This window comes from Streptomyces sp. NEAU-174 (assembly GCF_052665095.1).
Map to the genome: position 1 here is coordinate 260,722 of NZ_JBQTCE010000009.1, position 19,017 is coordinate 279,738.

14 protein-coding genes and 1 tRNA gene are annotated in these 19,017 nt (G+C 72.0%); 6 read left to right on the forward strand and 9 right to left on the reverse strand.

What is annotated here, in order from left to right; translation table 11 throughout:
- The 3 genes from ACT2CW_RS26940 to ACT2CW_RS26950 all read left to right on the forward strand — a co-directional run bounded on the left by ACT2CW_RS26940 (nt 1) and on the right by ACT2CW_RS26950 (nt 4,065).
- Nucleotides 1-1,401: a protein phosphatase 2C domain-containing protein gene (locus ACT2CW_RS26940; protein ID WP_445518545.1), complete on the forward strand. Its 1,401-nt coding sequence runs from the start codon at nt 1-3 to the stop codon at nt 1,399-1,401.
- A gap of 22 nt (nt 1,402-1,423) precedes the next feature.
- Nucleotides 1,424-2,830 carry a vWA domain-containing protein gene (locus ACT2CW_RS26945; protein ID WP_445518546.1) on the forward strand — a complete coding sequence of 469 codons (1,407 nt, stop codon included), beginning with the start codon at nt 1,424-1,426 and terminating at the stop codon, nt 2,828-2,830.
- Nucleotides 2,831-2,898: 68 nt separating this feature from the next.
- A complete protein-coding gene (locus ACT2CW_RS26950) occupies nt 2,899-4,065 on the forward strand; it encodes an FHA domain-containing protein (RefSeq protein ID WP_164428781.1) in 1,167 nt (388 codons plus the stop codon).
- Here the strand turns inward: ACT2CW_RS26950 and ACT2CW_RS26955 are convergent.
- Nucleotides 4,046-5,200 (reverse strand): methyltransferase domain-containing protein, encoded by a 1,155-nt coding sequence (locus ACT2CW_RS26955; RefSeq protein WP_445518547.1) that lies wholly within the window; start codon nt 5,198-5,200, stop codon nt 4,046-4,048. The genes ACT2CW_RS26950 and ACT2CW_RS26955 overlap by 20 nt on opposite strands.
- Before the next feature lie 80 nt (nt 5,201-5,280).
- Here ACT2CW_RS26955 and ACT2CW_RS26960 point away from each other — a divergent pair, with 80 nt between their 5' ends.
- Nucleotides 5,281-5,685 (forward strand): globin, encoded by a 405-nt coding sequence (locus ACT2CW_RS26960; RefSeq protein WP_037945843.1) that lies wholly within the window; start codon nt 5,281-5,283, stop codon nt 5,683-5,685.
- Nucleotides 5,686-5,733: 48 nt separating this feature from the next.
- Here ACT2CW_RS26960 and ACT2CW_RS26965 read toward each other — a convergent pair whose 3' ends face one another.
- From ACT2CW_RS26965 to ACT2CW_RS26995, 7 genes are all read right to left on the reverse strand, one after another.
- Entirely contained in the window at nt 5,734-6,585 is an 852-nt protein-coding gene (locus ACT2CW_RS26965; RefSeq protein WP_445518548.1) for a hypothetical protein, read from the reverse strand.
- Nucleotides 6,582-7,091, reverse strand: a complete 510-nt coding sequence (locus tag ACT2CW_RS26970) for an acyl-CoA thioesterase (RefSeq protein ID WP_164428775.1) — start codon at nt 7,089-7,091, stop codon at nt 6,582-6,584. Before ACT2CW_RS26970 ends, ACT2CW_RS26965 begins: the two co-directional genes overlap by 4 nt.
- 4 nt (nt 7,092-7,095) lie before the next feature.
- Nucleotides 7,096-8,760, reverse strand: coding sequence for an energy-dependent translational throttle protein EttA (gene ettA, locus ACT2CW_RS26975; protein ID WP_037946229.1), 1,665 nt, complete (start codon nt 8,758-8,760; stop codon nt 7,096-7,098).
- A 317-nt stretch (nt 8,761-9,077) separates the two neighbouring features.
- Complete coding sequence (locus tag ACT2CW_RS26980) at nt 9,078-10,472, reverse strand: LAETG motif-containing sortase-dependent surface protein (protein ID WP_432048230.1); 1,395 nt, start codon at nt 10,470-10,472, stop codon at nt 9,078-9,080.
- A gap of 217 nt (nt 10,473-10,689) precedes the next feature.
- Nucleotides 10,690-11,217: a single-stranded DNA-binding protein gene (locus ACT2CW_RS26985; protein WP_445518549.1), complete on the reverse strand. Its 528-nt coding sequence runs from the start codon at nt 11,215-11,217 to the stop codon at nt 10,690-10,692.
- Between the two features lie 154 nt (nt 11,218-11,371).
- Complete coding sequence (locus ACT2CW_RS26990; protein ID WP_445518550.1) at nt 11,372-13,339, reverse strand: GTPase; 1,968 nt, start codon at nt 13,337-13,339, stop codon at nt 11,372-11,374.
- A gap of 6 nt (nt 13,340-13,345) precedes the next feature.
- Nucleotides 13,346-14,956 (reverse strand): dynamin family protein, encoded by a 1,611-nt coding sequence (locus ACT2CW_RS26995; protein ID WP_445518574.1) that lies wholly within the window; start codon nt 14,954-14,956, stop codon nt 13,346-13,348.
- Between the two features lie 382 nt (nt 14,957-15,338).
- On the opposite strand from ACT2CW_RS26995, the gene ACT2CW_RS27000 reads away from it, so the two are divergent.
- Nucleotides 15,339-15,411: transfer RNA gene (locus ACT2CW_RS27000), tRNA-Arg, on the forward strand.
- Between the two features lie 99 nt (nt 15,412-15,510).
- On the opposite strand, the gene ctaD is transcribed toward ACT2CW_RS27000, so the two are convergent.
- A complete protein-coding gene (gene ctaD, locus ACT2CW_RS27005) occupies nt 15,511-17,286 on the reverse strand; it encodes an aa3-type cytochrome oxidase subunit I (RefSeq protein ID WP_445518551.1) in 1,776 nt (591 codons plus the stop codon).
- A gap of 584 nt (nt 17,287-17,870) precedes the next feature.
- Here ctaD and ACT2CW_RS27010 point away from each other — a divergent pair.
- The gene (locus ACT2CW_RS27010) at nt 17,871-18,908 is read left to right on the forward strand and encodes a sporulation protein (RefSeq protein ID WP_445518552.1); all 1,038 of its coding nucleotides are present in this window, start codon (nt 17,871-17,873) and stop codon (nt 18,906-18,908) included.
- Nucleotides 18,909-19,017 lie beyond the last annotated feature (109 nt).

Sequence of the window (19,017 nt, forward strand, 5' to 3'; positions counted from 1 at the left end):
ATGTCGCAGATGCCGCAGCCGCCCCAGCTGTCAGCCTGCCCGGCCTGTGAAGAGCCGCCGCAGGCAGGGGACAGATACTGCGATCAGTGCGGTGCCGATCTGACGGTGGCGGCCGCGCTGGCGGCCGAGGCCGCGCTGTCGGCGGAGGCGATCGCCGGCCGGCCGGAGACGCATGGCGACCTGCCGGAGGCGTATGGCGACTTGCCGGAGGCGCCGCGGGTGAACGGGGCGGCGCGGTCCATCCACCCGGAGCCGGAGCCGGACGACTACGAGCTGGCCGCCCCGACCTCCGGCGGGTACGGCCAGGTGGCCGACCCGCGGGCCGCGGCGACGCTCGGCGCGCCCGAGGCACCCGTCGAGTCCGCCGAGTCCGGCATCCACCCGGAGACCAACGCGAGTACGCACACCAGCGCGGCGAGCAGCACGGGCAGCGGCACCGGCACCGGGGCTGACCCCCGGCTGCCCGGCGGCGAGCACCGCCCCCGGTGCGCCGCGTGCCAGGAGGGCACCATCGACCAGGACGGCTACTGCGAGCGCTGCGGACACGCCCAGGCACGGACCCGCGACCATATGGAGAGTGAGCTGGAGGGAGTCGCGGCGGCCAGCGACCGCGGGCTGCGCCACCACCGCAACGAGGACGCGTTCTCGGTGTCCACCGCCGCGCTGCCGGACGGCACCCCGGCCATGGTCGCCGTGGTGTGCGACGGGGTCTCCTCGGCCACCCGCCCCGACGAAGCCTCGGCGGCCGCGGCCCACTCCGCGAACCAGGCGCTGCGGGCCTCGCTGCCCCGCGGCGCCCACCCCCAGCAGGCCATGAACGAGGCGATCATCGCCGCCGCCGACGCGGTCAACTCCCTGGCCCTGGACACCGGCGCGGCGGCTCCCGCTCACGAGGGGCAGCGCCACCAGAACGCACCGGCGTGCACCATCGTCGGCGCCGTCGTCACCAGCGACATCCTCACCATCGGCTGGGTCGGGGACAGCCGCGCCTACTGGGTCCCCGACGACCGTACGACCCCGCCCGCGCGGCTCACCGAGGACGACTCCTGGGCGGCCCAGATGGTGGCAGCGGGGCTGATGTCGGAGGCGGAGGCGTACGCGGACGAGCGCGCCCACGCCATCACCGGCTGGCTCGGGGCGGACGCCTATGAGCTGGAGCCCCACACCGCCTCGTACAAGCCGGACCGGCCGGGCGTCGTGGTGGTGTGCACCGACGGGCTGTGGAACTACGCCGAATCGGCGGAGCAGATGGCCCGCGCGGTGCCGGCGGACGCCCGTTCCCGGCCGCTCAACAGCGCGCAGGTCCTGGTCGGCCACGCCCTGGACGGCGGGGGCCACGACAACGTAACAGTGGCGGTCGTGCCGTTCCCCGCTGCCCCGGGCCGGGCAGGATCCGCCTGACGGTCGCCAAGGAGCGGATGACATGGCCCACTTCTCCACCCCCGACGCGCCGCGGTTCTCGGTCGAGGTCTACCAGAACGAGTACCTCCCCGAGGGAGGCCGCGAGGTGAACGCGATCATCACCGTCACCTCGGCGGGCGGCGGGGCAGCGGCAGGGCCGCCGATACCCGCCCCCGCCCATGGCGGGTACGAGGACGCTCCGGGCGCGTACGACAGCGCGTCCGGCCGGAGCGGCGGCTCCCCCCGCGCGGCCCGTGCGGCCGTGGTGATCATGGTGGACTGCTCCGGTTCGATGGACTATCCGCCGACGAAGATGCGCCACGCCCGGGACGCGACCGCCGCCGCGATCGACACCGTGCGCGACGGCGTGGCCTTCTCCGTCGTGGCGGGCACCCACAAGGCGGTCGAGATCTTCCCCGGCGACGGGCAGCTGGCCATCGCCGATCCGCTCACCCGCGCCCAGGCCAAGGAGGCGCTGCGGAGCCTGAGTCCGGGCGGCGGCACCGCGATCGGCACCTGGCTGCTCCAGGCCGACCTGTTGTTCGACTCCACGGACGCCGCGATACGGCACGGCATCCTGCTCACCGACGGGCGGAACGAGCACGAGGAGCCGCAGCGGCTGCGGGCCGTGCTCGACGCCTGCGCGGGCCGGTTCACCTGCGACGCCCGCGGGGTGGGCACGGACTGGGAGGTCGAGGAGGTCACCGGGATCGCCGCGGCCCTGCTCGGCACGGCGGACATCGTGGCCGACCCCGCCGGGCTCGCCGCGGACTTCACGCGGATGATGGAGACGGCGATGGGCAAGGAGGTCGCCGATGTCAGCCTCCGACTGTGGACTCCCAAGGGCGCCGAGGTGGCGTATGTGAAACAGGTCGCACCGACGGTCGAGGATCTGACCGCCCGGCGCGTCGAGGCCGGTCCGCGCGCGGGCGACTACCCCACCGGGTCCTGGGGCGATGAGTCCCGCGACTACCACCTCTGTGTGAGGGTTCCGGCGGCGGAGGTCGGCCAGGAGATGCTGGCGGCCAGGATTTCCCTGGTTCAGCCGGTGCCCGACGGGGTCGGCAGCCCGCCCACCCCCCTGGCGCAGGGGCTGGTGCGCGCGGTGTGGACCGATGATCTGGTCGTCTCCACCGCGATGAATCCGCAGGTGGCGCACTATACGGGCCAGGCCGAACTGGCACAGGCCATCAAACAGGGCATGAATGCCCGCAAGTCCGGCGATGCCGAACAAGCGACCGCGAAGCTGGGGCGTGCCGTACAGCTGGCGGCCGCATCGGGGAACGAAGACACGGCGAAACTGCTTGCGAAGGTGGTGGACGTGCTCGATGTGGCGGCAGGTACTGTGCGACTGAAGGCGAAGGTCGCGGAGGCGGACGAGATGACACTCGAAACGCGCTCCACCAAGACAGTTCGCGTCAAGAAGTAGCACATAACCAGCACTCACGTAGCTCTTCTCGGCAGAAACGCCAAGAACGCCACAGAGGGGGATCCGACATGCCGACCTGTCCCAACGGCCACCAATCGGCGGCCGAAGACTGGTGCGAGGTGTGTGGCCACCGGATGTCGGGGACACCCATGCCCTCCGGCGCCGTCCCGCCGCCTCCGCCCATGCCCAACGGTCCCGGTGTTCCCGTGCCACCGGGTGGCTACGGGAGTCCGGGGCCGGGCGGCCCACCGCCGCCCGGCGGCGCGGGCGGCTACGGCTATCCGGCACAGCAGCAGGAGCTGTGCCCGCAGTGCCGTACGCCACGTGAGGCGCAGGCCCCGTTCTGTGAGGAGTGCCGCTTCAACTTCCAGACGCACACCCCGTCTCCGTACGGCCCGCCGCAGGGCGGTTACGCGCCGCCGCAGCAGCCGGGCCCGCCGCAGCCCGGGCCCGGGGGGCCGCAGGGCCCGCACCCGACGCAGGGCGGCGGGCAGCCCTCCGGCTTCGGCGGCGACAGCGACTGGACGCTTCCGCCGCCGCAGGGGGGCGCACCGCACCAGGGCACGCCCCCGCACGGCGCCCCGCAGCACGGCGCCCCGCAGCAGGGCGCTCCGGGCCACGGCGCGCCCCAGGCCCCGCAGTACGGCTACGGCTACCCCCAGGCCCCGGCGCCCCCGGCGCAGCCGTACGGGAACGAGGGGTACGCCCCGCCGCCGCAGCAGCAGGGGCCGGGGCACCAGCCGCCCCAGCAGCAGCACCCCGGCGCCCCGCAGCAGCAGCACCCCGGCGGCGCCCAGTTCGGCCAGGGCGGCGCCCCGGCGCAGGCGCCCGGCAACTGGATAGCCGTCGTCGCCCCGGACCGTGAGTACTTCATGGCGATGATGAACCGCAGCGGCCCGGAGGCCGCCGGGCTGAACCTCCCGGCCTACTCCCCCGAGCAGCAGCTGCCGCTCAACGGCCACCAGATCACCATCGGCCGGCGCCGCCACAGCACCGGTGAGGCGCCCGACATCGACCTCGGGCGGCCGCCCGAGGACCCGGGCGTCTCGCACCAGCACGCGCTCCTCGTCCAGCAGCCCGACGGCGTCTGGGCGGTCGTCGACCAGGACTCGACCAACGGGACGACGATCAACGGCGGCGAGGAGCCGATTCAGCCGTTCGTGCCGGTCCCGCTCCAGGACGGGGACCGCGTCCACGTCGGCGCCTGGACGACGATCACGGTGCGCCGGGGCTGAGACCCCGGAAGGGCTCAAGACGGCCGGGAGGGCCCAGCGGCCAGCCGTAGGCGCCCTCCGGGTCGTCCAGCCAGGCCCATTGGCGCTCGCCGCGCACCGTCACCCCGTAGCGCTCGCGCCCCGGCCTGCCCTCGTGCTCCCACAGCGCGAGGGCCTCGACCGGCTCCAGATGGCCCGCGGCCACGTTCAGCAGGAAGCGGAAGGAGTCGTCCAGCAGCGGCCGGGACGGCAGCCCGTGGGTGGGCACCTGAGGCGGCGGACCGCTGCCGCGCAGCGGGACGAAGTACGCGGGGATGGCCAGGAAGCGCCCCTCGGCATGGCGGGCGTCGGCGACCCTCAGGGCGATCAGCCCGGTCGCGAGCGGCGTCAGGATCAGCGCGTCCGGCCGGCACTGGCCGAGCCATGCGGACGGGATGGACGCCACGGCGCAGGTGGCGATGATCCGGTCGTAGGGAGCGTGCAGCGGGCAGCCGCGCGCCCCGTCGCCGGTGACGACCGCGGGGCGGAATCCGGCCGCGGCCAGATGGTTGCGGGCGGCCTCGGTGATCTCCGGGTCGAGATCGAGGGTGGTGACATGGGCGTCGCCGAGCCGGTGGGCCAGCAGCGCGGCGTTGTAGCCGGTGCCCGCGCCGATCTCCAGCACCCGGTCCCCGTCCCGCACCTGGAGCGCCTGGAGCATCCGCGCCATCAGCGACGGCTGGCTGCTGGAGGTGATCAGCTCACCGTCGCGCACCCGGGTGGCGAGCGGGGCGTCCGCGTAGGCACCGGCCAGCCAGCGGGCCCGGCGCAGCGGGTGGGGATCGTCGCGCCACAGCCGGGTGTAGCCGACCGTCCCGTGCGCCGTGCCCGCCTCTCCCGCCCGGGTTGTCCTGGTGTCCGGCGGTGCGGCCGCCGCGGCCGCGTCGCCCGCCTCGTAGTAGTAGGGCACGAAGAGATGGCGCGGCACCTCCTCGAAGGCCGCCCGCCAGGCGGGGTCGGTGAGGCCGCCGCCCGCCACGATCTCCCGGACCAGCCCGGTCCGCAGCGCCGCGGCCTCTTCGGCGTACCCGTCGGCCTCCCGGTCCGCAGGCTTCGGCCGCACCACACGCTCCGCGGCGTCCGGCGCACTGCGTGTGCTCCCGCCCGTGCTGCCCATGCCTCCACTCTCCTGCGCCCGGCCCCCGGCCGCGACCCACGCCCCCTTTTCCGGACGGGGGCGTCTGAGAGCATGGAGGCGTGAAAGAGATTCCGCGAGGCACACTTCAGGAGCAGACCTTCTACGAGCAGGTCGGTGGCGAGCAGACCTTCCGGCGTCTGGTGCACCGCTTCTACCAGGGGGTCGCCGAGGACCCGCTGCTCCGGCCGATGTACCCCGAGGAGGACCTGGGTCCGGCCGAGGAGCGGCTCACACTCTTCCTGATGCAGTACTGGGGCGGCCCCCGCACCTACAGCGACAACCGCGGCCACCCCCGGCTCCGCATGCGCCACGCCCCCTTCACCGTGAACCGCGCCGCCCATGACGCCTGGCTGCGCCATATGCGCGACGCGGTGGACGAGCTGGAGCTGGCCCCGGAGCTCGAGCGCCAGCTGTGGCACTACCTCACCTACGCCGCCGCCTCCATGATCAACACGGAGGGCTGACCCCGCGGGCTGACCCGGAGGATCGGCCCCGCAGGTTGACCGGCGGGCTCAGGCGGGCGTGACGGACAGCCCGGACAGGCCGCCGGACAGGCCCTGCGTACGCACCGCGATCGAGCCGTACGGCGTGCGCAGCCGCAGCCAGCCGCCCGCGGCGAGCAGCGCCAGGGGCTCGGGCGCGGCGGTGGCCACGCCGCTCCCATGGCCGGTGGCGGCCGGTGCCGCCGCCCGGACCGGGCGCAGAAAGCCCAGCGACTGCGCGGCGTGCACGGCGCGCAGCGGAAGCCCGGTGTCGCCGAGGGTGCGGGACCAGATCTCATGGCCGATGCGGTCGCGCTCGGCGCGCGTACGCTGCTCCTCGGGCAGCGCCGCGTCACGGGCCCGGAACTCGGCGACGGCGGCGGCGACCGCCCCGCGCACCTCGTCCACGCCCGGCGGTCCGGTCACCCGGCGCCAGCCGCCGCGCGGCGGCAGCACCCCGGCCCATGGCGGACCGGTGACGGCCTGCGGCACGGTGACCACCAGGCCCCGGTCGCGGATCTCGGAACCGTCGGTGGTCCGCGCGGCCCGCGCCGTGTCCAGCGCGTCCGCGAACTCGCCCGCCGAGACGGTCGTGTCCAGGGCGCCCGCCCCGCCCGCCGCCCCGGCCGACGTATGCGGTGTGTCCGGTGTGTGCGGTGTGTCCGGTGCGGCCTCGGTGCCGACGATCGCCTCGAGCCGCGCCGTACGGATCGCGAGGACCTCGAACGACGGCGGCCGGCCGAAGACGGCGAGCACACCGCCGCCCGCCTGTAGCCGCACCGCCGCCGCCCGGTCGTAGTGGATCAGCCGGGCCAGGAAGGCGGCGAGATCGGCCGCCTCCCCGGCGTCGGCGAAGTGGAGCTCCTGGCTGGGGGCCGTCATACCGAGACGGCCCCCTCCGCCCGCCCGGCGCCATCGGCGGATCCGGCGGGCTTCGTGGACGCCGTGGACGCCTTCTTGGCGGCGCCCTTCTTCGCCGGGTCCGGCTCCAGGTACTCGGTCAGGAACTTCTCCTCCTCCGGGGTGACCCGGCGCGGGCGGCCCTGGTCGAGGTCGTAGGGCACGATGCGGGTGGCGGCACGCACATACAGGGCGTCCTCGTCCTTGATCTCATAGCGCAGGGTGAGATACGCGGCCTTGATCTCCGTCACCCAGGTCTCGATCGTCACCGGCCGGTGCCGGTGGACCAGGGGCTTCAGATAGTCGATCTCGTGCCGGGCCACGACCACGCCGCCGGTGAACGCGTCACTCCCGTTCCCCGGCGCCAGCCGCCACATGAAGTCGACCCGGGCCTCCTCCAGATAGCGGAGGAAGGTCACGTTGTTGACGTGGCCGAACGCGTCCATGTCGGACCAGCGCAGGGGACAGGGGTAGATATGGCGTGCCATCCACTCAGCCCCGGGTCAGCTTCTTGTAGGTGGCGCGGTGCGGACGGGCCGCGTCCGGGCCGAGCCGCTCGACCTTGTTCTTCTCGTACGACTCGAAGTTGCCCTCGAACCAGAACCACTTGGAGTCGCCCTCGTACGCCAGGATGTGGGTGGCGACGCGGTCGAGGAACCAGCGATCGTGGGAGACGACCACGGCGCAGCCGGGGAAGTCGAGCAGCGCGTTCTCCAGCGAGGAGAGCGTCTCCACGTCGAGGTCGTTGGTGGGCTCGTCGAGGAGCAGCAGATTGCCGCCCTGCTTGAGGGTGAGCGCGAGGTTGAGGCGGTTGCGCTCACCGCCCGAGAGCACCCCGGCCGGCTTCTGCTGGTCCGGGCCCTTGAAGCCGAAGGCGGAGACATAGGCGCGGGAGGGCATCTCGACCTGGCCGACGTTGATGTAGTCGAGCTCGTCGGAGACGACCGCCCACAGCGTCTTCTTGGGGTCGATGTTGGCGCGGCTCTGGTCGACGTAGGAGATCTTGACGGTCTCGCCGACCTTGATGCTGCCCGCGTCGGCGGTCTCCAGGCCCTGGATCATCTTGAAGAGCGTGGTCTTACCGGCGCCGTTGGGGCCGATGACACCGACGATGCCGTTCCGCGGCAGGGTGAAGGAGAGGTCGTCGATCAGGACCTTCTCGCCGAACGCCTTGGAGAGGTTCTCCACCTCGACCACGACATTGCCCAGGCGCGGGCCCGGCGGGATCTGGATCTCCTCGAAGTCCAGCTTCCGGGTCTTCTCGGCCTCGGCGGCCATCTCCTCGTACCGGGTCAGCCGGGCGCGGGACTTGGCCTGGCGGCCCTTGGCGTTGGAGCGGACCCAGTCCAGCTCCTCCTTGAGGCGCTTGGCGCGCTTGGCGTCCTTCTGGCCCTCGACCTTCAGCCGGGCCTGCTTCTTCTCCAGGTAGGTGGAGTAGTTGCCCTCGTAGCCGATGGCGCGGCCGCGGTCGAGCTCCAGGATCCACTCGGCGACGTTGTCCAGGAAGTACCGGTCGTGGGTGATGGCCACGACGGTGCCCGCGTACTTGGCGAGGTGCTGCTCCAGCCAGTTGACGGACTCGGCGTCGAGGTGGTTGGTGGGCTCGTCGAGCAGCAGCAGGTCGGGGGCCTCCAGCAGCAGCTTGCAGAGCGCGACACGGCGCTTCTCACCACCGGAGAGGGTGGTGACCGGCCAGTCGCCGGGCGGGCAGCCGAGGGCGTCCATGGCCTGCTCGAGCTGGGCGTCTAGGTCCCAGGCATTGGAGTGGTCCAGGTCCTCCTGGAGCTTGCCCATCTCCTCCAGCAGCTCGTCGCTGTAGTCGGTCGCCATCTGCTCGGCGATCTCGTTGAAGCGGTCCAGCTTGCCCTTGGTGACCGCCACGCCGTCCTGGACGTTCTCCAGCACGGTCTTGGACTCGTCGAGCGGGGGCTCCTGGAGCAGGATGCCCACGCTGTAGCCGGGCGAGAGGAAGGCGTCACCATTGGACGGCTGCTCCAGGCCGGCCATGATCTTCAGCACCGTCGACTTACCGGCGCCGTTGGGGCCCACGACGCCGATTTTCGCGCCGGGCAGAAAGCTCAGCGTGACATCGTCGAGGATCACCTTGTCGCCGTGCGCCTTGCGCGTCTTGCGCATGGTGTAGATGAACTCAGCCAAGAGAAACCGTCCGGCAATCTGGTAGGTATCGAGGTGCGGCTCCGCCGCGGGGTCCGTATCCGTGGCGGCCCCACCGCGTGAGGGCAGATACAGCCATCTTGCCGTACAGCCCGCCCGAGGCGGAAACCCGTTTGGTCCGGCGTGCGGCATGGGTCCGGCATTCGCCGTCCCCCGGCGACACGAAGGGCCGGAGCCTCCATGAGGCTCCGGCCCTCCATCACCGCGTTCTTCGATGGTCACCACGTCCGGTGACCGTCGCTTCACTCAGCGATCACTGCTGCCCTGGCGTCGCCGCGCTGGCGTCACCGCGCTGGCGTTCACTCGCCCGCGGTCGCCTTCTTCTTGCGGACGAAGAAGATCGCGCCGCCGCCGACCACGACCAGCGCCACGGCGATGCCCGCGATCATCGGGGTGTTGCTGCTGCTACCGGTCTCGGCGAGGTCGCCACCGGAGGTGTCACCACCGGTGCTGCCACCGGCCGACGCGGGGCTCGGCTGCGAGGAGGGGGTGTCGCTGCTGCCGCCGCTGCTGGAGGTCTTGCAGTCGAGAACGCCGGAGAAGGTCTTCTCGAAGCCGTTCGGACCGGAGATGGTGAACTTGTAGCTCTGGTCCTCCTTCACCGGGGCGGTGACGGTCTTGGACTGACCCGCCTCGACGGTGTACTTCTGGCCCAGCAGCTCGAAGGTGAACGCCTCGTCGCCCTTGTTGCTGGCCGTGATGTCCACGCCGCCCTTGGCGCAGTCCTTCTCGGCGGAGACCGCCGGGACCGCGCCCTTCTTCGCCCAGTTCGCTGTGGCGGTGGCGGAGACGGTGCTCTCGCTCGAGCCGGCCAGGATCTGGGTCTGGCTCTTGGTGGCGCTGGCGAACGCGCGGCCCACCGGAACCTTGGTGGCGGCCTGGGCGGTCAGCGTGGCGGAGCCGTCCGCCGCGCCCTCCGGGACGTCGAAGTACACCTCGCCGCCGTCGGCGGCGCTGGTGATGGTCTTGCCGCTCTTGTCGACGAGCTTGACGCCGCCCGCGGACTCGGCGCCCGGGGCCAGGGTGACGCTGTCGGCGTTGGTGTGGACCTTGACCGGGCCGAGCCGCTCACCGGCCTTGCCGGAGACGGCCGGCGGGTCCAGGCTCAGCGACGCCTTGGGCTCCTGGAGGTTCTGGGCGCTCTTCTCCAGGTAGTCGGCCAGCTTCTCGGCCTGCGGGTCGGCCGCGTCCACCTTCGCGTTGTCGGAGAAGCGCCAGATGGCGACCTGCGTCCCCGCGGCGGCGGTCTTCTCGGTGAGGGGACCGGTGCCCGCCGTCTTCGCGAGCGCGTCCAGGTCGTTCACCTGCGGGTAGGAGTTCTGAAGAACCCAGTTGATCTTGCCCGCGTTGGGGTTGTTCGCCAGGGACGTCTCGGCCCAGGACTTCTCCTCGTACTTCGCCTTGCTCTGCGTCGGGTTGTGCAGGTCAATGCAGTACGTCTGGATGGAACCGCCGTTGTCGACCGACATCTCGAAGAGACCGGCGCCGACCTGCTGGTCCTTGCCGTTGTCGTGGATGATGGCCTTGTCGAACGTCTTGAGACCGCCCAGCGTGGCGGTCGCGCCGCCCTGGCTCGGGGGCGCGTCATCGGCGGCGGCGGTGCCGGCGGTGGCTATCGCGCCCGCCGCGACCAGACCGGACGCCAGAACGGCGGCCGCAAGGCGGGCAGCGCCCCGCCTCCTTACAGAAATCATGGTTTCCCCTCCGGGCGAGCGCCAGTCAGTTGGTGCGCCTCGCCAGCGAACTCAAAACTCAGGAACCCCCGTTGGGCACGCAGGGATACTAGGGAGAAAGGAACCGATCGTTCCCCGGGAATACCTAGACCCAACCGATCCGAATCGGAATCGTTACCTAATCGCCAGATCCCGTATGACCTGGGATTATCGACAAATCTCCCGTGATCGCGGCCGCTCACGGGGAAGTTGCCCCGGTCGGTGTGTTTAGAAGCGGTTTGGCCTGTGAAACCCGGCGAAATGCGGATGTACCCCGCGTGAGGTCGTGTCCGACCGCCACCGCGTCGATCTCCGCGGTGACCCAACGCCTGGGCTGATGCGCCCCGCCACCGGATTCCCCGCCCGGGGCCGGAGGCGTGGCCGCGCCTCCTCCCCATCCCCCTTCCCCTTCTCCCTGAAGCGGCCGGTCTCCCTGAAGCGACCGATCCCTCTCCTGCTCTCGCTCGCGCTCTCGCACCCGCAACGTCCCATGGACGACGAGGGGTTCACCGAGCGATACCGACCCCGCGACATTCGCGGCGAGCGACCGCCACGTCCAGATCGTGTAGAAACTCGTGTACGCGTCCGCCCACGCGTCCCGCCCCCGGTCCCAGCGCCGCACCGTCGCCGCCAGCCGGAACCGGGCCACCGCGACACCCGCCGCCGTCTCCCAGAAGTCCGGCCGCGTCGCGGCGTTCCCCACCACGGTCACCCAGCTCTCGTTCACCGGCTACGCCTCCCCCATCACTTCGCGGCTCTGTCCTGCCGCTCGTGAACCATGCTGCCCGGCATCGCGAAACTCCGCCGGGGCCTGTGCACGACCCCGGGATTGTGGACAACTCGGCCACCCGGACGAGTGAACGCCCCTCACTCCCCGCCCCTCACGCCCCGCCCGCCGCGACCACGTACTGCGCCCGTACCTCCCCGTACCGCGCCAGCTCCGTCTCGACCGGCTCCAGCACCCGTCTGCGTCCGCACTCGGCCGCCGCCTCCCGCAGGCGGCCCTCCACCGACCGGCCGTGGCGCCGGGCGGGCCCCCGCGCGGCCGCCCGGGAGCCCCACGCCAGCGTCGGGCCGACCGCCGCGCCGCCCAGCACCAGCAGCGTGGGCATCCACCACTCCGGCCCGCCGAACACCCCGGCCATGGCCCCCAACAGCCACAGCACCCCGATCACTTGCGCCAGCAGCACGGTGACCTGAGCCGCCGCCACCATCGACCACCACACGGGCCGGACCGGCCGCCGGTATGCCGTCTCGGCCGCCACCGCCTCGTCGACCGCCTCCGCCAGCCCTCTGCCGCCCCACCCCGCCGCCTCCCGGACGGCCTGGGCCCATGGGCCGGGCAGCCCGGCCGTCGCCTCGTCCCCGAGCGTGCGTACCGCCTCCTCCACCGCCGGGCGCGCCGTGACCGCCTCCACCGCCACCGTGCGCGCCCGCGCGCCCGGGATCTCCGCCCACTCCCCGGCCCCGGACGCTCGCGAACTCCGAGAGCCGCCGACCCGAGAACCACCGCCCCAAGAGCCGCCGCCCCGAGAGCTCCCCGAGGCGTGGCCCTTCCTCGCCCGCAGCCGCCCCCATGGCGTTCCGCACGCCCACTCCGCGTCCCTCAGCCAGGCGCGTTCGGCCGCCTTCCCGGCCGCGCCCGCGCCCGCCGCCTCGGCCAGCCGGTCCTCGAACTCCGCCCGCGCCCGCTCGGTGAGCCCGACCGGCCCGCTGTCCGCCACATAGTGCGGCCGCAGCCGCGTCATCGTGCCGGCCACGTCCGCCGACAGCCGACGCTCGGCCGCCCCGCACTCGGCCGTGAGCCGCGCGAGCATCTCCCGAAGCTCCCCGACGCCCTCGCCGGTCAGCGCGGACAACCCGAGCACGGCGGCCCCCGGCTCCCCGTGCTCCCCGAGGGCGAGCCCGTCCTCGTCCAGCAGCCGCCGCAGATCGTCCAGCACCTGGTCCGCGGCCTCGCCCGGGAGCCGGTCCACCTGGTTGAGCACGACGAACGTCACCTCGGCGTATCCGGCGAGTGGCCGCAGATAGCGCTCATGGAGGACGGCGTCCGCGTACTTCTCGGGGTCCACCACCCACACCACCGCGTCCACGAGACCCAGCAGCCGGTCCACCCGCTCGCGGTGGCCCGGGGCGGCCGAGTCGTGGTCGGGCAGGTCGAGGAGGACCAGGCCGCGCAGCGCGGGGTCGTACGGATAGCCCGGGTTGCGCCGGTCCACCGCCGGGATGCCGAGGCGGTCCAGCAGGCCGTCGGCGTGGTCGGTCCACGCGCAGGCGAGGGGCGTGGCGGTGGTCGGACGGCGGACGCCGGTCTCGGAGAGGGGGGCTCCGGCAAGGGCGTTGAACAGTGTCGACTTACCGCTTCCGGTGGCCCCGGCGACGGCGACCACGGTGTGCCCGTAAGGATGCCGTCCCCGCGCGTCCGCCTCGTCGAGCACCCGCGCGGCCCCGGCGAGCGCACGCCCCTCGAGCCGGGACCGGGACAGCCCGACGAGCTGGCGCAGGGCCTCCAGACGGGGCCGCAGGGTGCCCGTGGCGAAGCTGCGGACGCCGGCCTGGTAGACGGCGTACGGGGGGCCGCCGAAGGACCGCCGACCGGTCTCCTCCCCCGGGAAGTAGTCCGCCACGGCGCCGGGGATGTCCGGTACGGCCTCCTCCGCCGCCTCCTGGTCCCTCGCACGGGCCGGGCGGCCCGCGGCACGTCCGGCGGCCCGTCGGTGCGCGCGCCGGGCGATCAGGCCGTCGTCCCAGGTGTGGCGGTCCCCCGCCGCCCGGTCTCCCCCGCCGCTCCCGCCGCCCCCATTGCCCCCATTGCCGCCATTGCCGCCGTTGCCCGCCATGGCCGTCACCTGCGGTCACCTCTCCTTCTGAAGCACGGACAGCGCGGCGATCAGCTCGACCTGGTGTTCCGGGGACATGTCCAGGGCGTCCAGAGGGGCGAGCCTGCGGTCGCGCTCCGCCCGCATGACCCGGGTGACACAGCCGTCGAGCAGCCGTCCGCCACGGTCGCCCAGGCGCAGTGCCGCATGCGCGCCCAGGGTCTCGGCGAGCTTCTCGCCCGCCTTACGGGCGCGGCGTCCGCCCAGGAGGGATGCGGCGAGCAGGGCGGCGATCTCCTCGGGCACGCAGCTGCCCCCGCATTCGGCGATCCGGGCCCGGGCCTCCTCCTCGGCCAGCTCCTCGGCGCAGCGCCGCCAGTGCCGTACGGCCACGCCGATCCGCTCGGCGGCGCCCCGCGCGTCGCTCGGGGCGAGCCCGGCCCGCGCCGCCGGATCCTGCCTCCCGGCCTCCGCGACCCGTTCGTCGGCCGTGGCGGCCGCGCCGCGCAACAGGGTGGCCAGGGAGTCGGTGAGAGCCGTAAGGAGCTCATCGGGGGCGCTGGCGTGCGGCAGGCCGTACCAGTGGGTGAGCGCACCGCCCGCGAGCGCCGCACCCTGCGCGATCTCGCGCCGTACCCGCTCCCCGGCCTCCCCGTACGCGCCCTCGACCCGCTGGATCAGCCGCACCGCGGCCGCGTGCTGCGCCGCCGCGGCCCCGGCCAGCGCGGGCATCCGGGCGCGGAGTGAGGCGAGGGTCCCGGCGGCCGTACGGGCGGCGGCGACCGTACGGGCGTACGGATCCTGGGCGTGCTGGGTGAGCCAGGTCCGCAGGGCGGCGACGGCGGTGGCCGGGAGCAGCCCGCTGCCGCCGCCCGCGGATTCCGGGAGCTCGGGGATGGTGAAGCGTGGGACATCGCCGAGCCCGGCCGCCGTAAGGAGCCCGGCGTACTGCCGGGAGACCTCGGCGGCCAGCTGGTGCGGCACCCGGTCGAGGACGGTGACGAGGGTGACGTCGTACTCCTTGGCGGTCCGCAGCAGATGCCACGGGACGGCGTCGCCGTAGCGGGTGGCGGTGGTGACGAGCACCCAGATGTCGGCGGCGCAGATCAGTTCCGCGGCCAGATCGCGGTTCCGCGCGACCAGCGAGTCGATGTCGGGCGCGTCGAGCAGCGCGAGCCCCCGCGCCAGCCCCGGGTCGGTCTCCACCCGCAGCGCCGCCGGCCCCTCCTGCGCCCGCCCCTCCTCGTCGTACGCGCTCTCCGCCCGCTCCCCCTGCGCCGGCACCCACACCCGGGTGAGCCGCGGCAGCACCCGCTGCCCGGCGAACCAGGGGTGGTCATCGGGGTGGCACACCAGCACCGGCGTACGCGTTGTGGGCCGCAACACACCGGCCTCGGTGACGCGTCGGCCGACCAGCGAATTGACCAGGGTGGACTTGCCCGCTCCCGTCGATCCCCCGATTACCGCCAGCAGGGGCGCTTCGGGGGCGCGCAACCGGGGCACGAGGTAGTCGTCCAGTTGAGCGAGCAGCTCGGCACGGCTACGGCGAGCGCGGTCGGCGCCGGGAAGGGGGAGCGGAAACCGAGCGGCGTCGACACGGTCACGCAGTGAGGTCAGCGCGTCGAGCAGCCGGGGCCGTACGTCCAAGATCGCCACGTGGTGAAGAATGCCCGCTTTTGGTGTCTTTTTGAAGCGTATGCTCACTCGTGCGCGTCAAAGAGACCCACCCGGATCACCCCAAAAGGAGCACGAGGCAGACGTGACGGCAGGGGCGCGGGCATAACGAGTGCACAACACCCGTTCCCTGAGGCGTGAAAAACGATGCGAGTTTCGGACCTGCCTGCGATTATCAGACCGCTTCACCGAACCTCCACAACGTGCCACGGAGGTGAAGCAACCGGGGCGAGGTGCAAGGAGCCCTATCCTTGTCCCGGCAAGGTCACGGTCCGTCGAGCCCGGCCACCCGCACCACGGCCGCCCCGTCGGCCCCGCAGGCACCGGGGGCTCACCCGCTCCATGACCACCACCGGCCCCCGTAGCTCAGTGGATAGAGCAGGCGCCTTCTAAGCGCTTGGCCGCAGGTTCGAGTCCTGCCGGGGGCGCACTGGACCCTCTCCTCTACGCACGTAGCGGAGGGGGTCTTCTCGCTGCTCCGACTGTCGCCGGGCTTCCGCGGGTCCTGAAGCAGAGACGGGCGAGGGTCAACCCTCGCGGCCCTCGGTGTCGTCGCCCGTTTCGGGGCGCGGACCGCCGCCGGTGCGGTCGGCCTCGGTGCCGAGGTCGGTCGGGGCGCCCATGGCCTTGGAGAGGGGCAGTCGGTTGGTGGTGGGGACCTCGTGGGGGACGGCCTCGGGGTGGTGGAGGTCGAAGGCGGGGGATTCGGAGCGGATCTTCGGCAGGGTGAGGAAGTTGTGCCGGGGCGGGGGGCAGGAGGTAGCCCATTCCAGGGAACGGCCCCATCCCCAGGGGTCGTCGAGCGCGACCGGCTTCCCGTACTTCCCGGTTTTCCACACGTTGTAGATGAACGGCAGCGTGGACAGGCCCAGGAGGAAGGAGCCGATGGTGGAGACCGTGTTCAGCGTGGTGAAGCCGTCGGCGGCCAGATAGTCGACATAGCGACGCGGCATGCCGATGACGCCGAGCCAGTGGTGGACCAGGAAGGTGGCGTGGAAGCCGATGAACAGGGTCCAGAAGTGGATCTTGCCGAGGCGTTCGTCGAGCATCCTGCCGGTGAACTTGGGCCACCAGAAATAGAATCCGGCGAACATCGCGTAGACCACCGTGCCGAAGACCACGTAGTGGAAGTGGGCGACGACGAAATAGCTGTCGTGGACCTCGAAATCCAGCGGGGGCGAGGCCAGGATCACCCCGGTCAGCCCGCCGAAGAGGAAGGTGACCAGGAAGCCGATGGCCCACAGCATCGGCGTCTCGAAGGAGAGGGAGCCACGCCACATGGTTCCGATCCAGTTGAAGAACTTCACCCCGGTCGGCACCGCGATGAGGAACGTCATAAAGGAGAAGAACGGCAGGAGTACGGCTCCGGTGGCGAACATGTGGTGGGCCCACACCGTCGCGGAGAGGCCGGTGATGCCGATGGTGGCGCCCACCAGACCCATATAGCCGAAGACCACCTTGCGGGAGAACACCGGAATGATTTCGGTGATGATGCCGAAGAACGGCAGGGCGATGATGTAGACCTCGGGGTGGCCGAAGAACCAGAAGAGGTGCTGCCACAGCACCGGCCCGCCGTTGGCCCCCTCGAAGACGACCGCGCCGAATTTACGGTCCGCCTCCAGCACCAGCAGGGCCGCGGCCAGGACGGGAAAGGCGAGCAGCACCAGGATCGAGGTGAAGAGGATGTTCCAGGTGAAGATGGGCATCCGGAACATCGTCATTCCCGGGGCGCGCATGCACACGACGGTCGTGATGAAGTTGACGGCGCCCAGGATCGTCCCGAAGCCGGAGAGGGCGAGGCCCATCGCCCACATGTCGCCGCCCACGCCCGGTGTCCGCGCCTTGCTGCTGAGCGGCGTATAGGCCGTCCAGCCGAAGTCCGCCGCGCCGCCGGGGGTGAGCAGACTGCCGATCACGATCAGCCCGCCGAAGAGGAAGAGCCAGTACGAGAACATGTTCAGCCGGGGGAAGGCGACATCCGGGGCGCCGATCTGGAGCGGCATGATCTCGTTGGCGAATCCGGCGAAGACCGGTGTGGCGAAGAACAGCAGCATCAGCGTGCCGTGCAGGGTGAAAGCCTGGTTGTACTGCTCCGGGCTGATCAATTGCAGTCCGGGCCGGGCGAGTTCGGCCCGCATGACCATGGCCAGAAGGCCGCCGATCAGAAAGAATCCGAACGCGGTCACCAAGTACAGGTGTCCGATTTTCTTGTGGTCCGTGGTGGTGAGCCAGTCGACCACGATGGTGCCGAGTTTAGTGGGTTCGGCGGGAGCTTCATATTCGGGCTTGGTTGTCGTCGCCATGTCCGTGTCCGCTCCTCGGCCGTCTGCATGGGTGGGCGGCCGGCGGCACCGGCCGACGAATTCGTTGTATCGATTCGCCCACCATTACCCGAAGCGGAATGGCGATTCGGACCCGACTCGCCGTGGAGGCCGGGTCATTCACCGGCTTCCTGGGCGCGGCTCGCGGGCCGGTCTGCGCCGCCATCGCCGGATTCCCGCGCTCACGACGATTGCCACGGCGCTCAGCAGCGCCGATCTCATCCGCCGCACACGTGACATCGGTTTCTCCCGTCCTCTGGGATGAGCCGCACCGGATTCCGGACCGGATTCCACACCGGGTTCCGCGGCCCGACCCGAGTTACCCATGGCCGGAGGGCCCATTCAGGATAGCTCTCCGTGAGCGGATGAACACCGAGCCGGACCGTCGGGCACGTCGCCGGACGGGACCGCACCGCCCCTGGCCGGTTTTGCCGCACCAGGACACGTACATGGGAATCCCTTTACCTTCTCGTTCGTTCCACGCATGCCCCCCACGGAACTCAGGAACAAACGCCCCCCACGGAACAGAGAACGATCACAGGGACAGTGAAGGAGTGAACGCCGCGATGGTGTTCAAACGAGTGCTCGGCTCGCTCGGGGTCGGTGGGCCCGTCGTGGACACGGTCCTGGACCGGGAGCCGGTGCGCCCCGGTGGGGTGGTGCGGGGGCGTGTGCGGCTCCGGGGCGGAGGCGGCGCCTGCGACCTCGACCACCTCGCGCTGGAGCTGATCGCCGGGGTCGAGGCCGGGTACGGCGGCGAGGGGCACGAGGGCGGTGTGGTCTTCGACCGTCTCCGGCTCGGCGGCGGGTTCCGGCTCGACGCGAGAGAGCACAGAGAGATTCCGTTCACCATTCACATACCGTGGGAGACACCGCTCACCGAGGTGTCCGGGCAGCCGCTGGGTGTCGTCCTGGGCGTCCGGGTCGAGCTCGCGGCGGCAGGTGCGAAGGACCACGGCGATCCGGAGCCGCTGATCGTGCGCCCGCTGCCGATCCAGGAGGCCGTGCTGGGAGCCCTGGGGCGGCTCGGCTTCGGCCTCGTCGCCGCCGATCTGCGGCTCGCCCATATCGCGGGCACCGGGCAGCGGCTGCCCTTCCACCAGGAGATCGAGCTCACCCCCGCCCCTCAGTACCTCCACGCCGTGAACGAGATCGCACTGACCCTTCTCACCGGCGCCGACGGGATGGAGGTCGTCCTGGAGGCCGACAAGCGCGGCAGAGGCGCCGGCACCCTGGGCCGCCACACCGTGCGCCATGAGGACCTCGAGCGGCGCGACTGGCCCGGTGAGGTCGACTCCTGGATCCGGGCGCTCATCGAATCCCGCGCGAGGCATAGCGCCCGCGATGGCCGCACTGGTGCGGGTGGGGCCATCGCGGGCGTCACGAGCGGTACGAGCGGTACGAGCGGTACGGGCGTCACGGCCGGTACAGGCGGTGCGGGCGTCATGGCCGGTACAGGCGGTACGGGCGTCACGGCCGGTACGGCGGTGGGTGGGGCCGTGGGCGGCGGCATGGTCGCGACCGGGCTCGGTGACGCGTTAGGGAACTTAGCGGGCTTAGGCGACTTAGGGGGCTCGGGGCTTGAGGAGGAGGACCGGGGCTGAGCCGTGGAGCGACGCGGAGGGCCGCGGAGCGTCCCGCGGCCCTCCCCGTACGCATCGACCCGAACGTACCGACCCGTACGTACCGACCCGCGCATCGAGTCGTACGCAC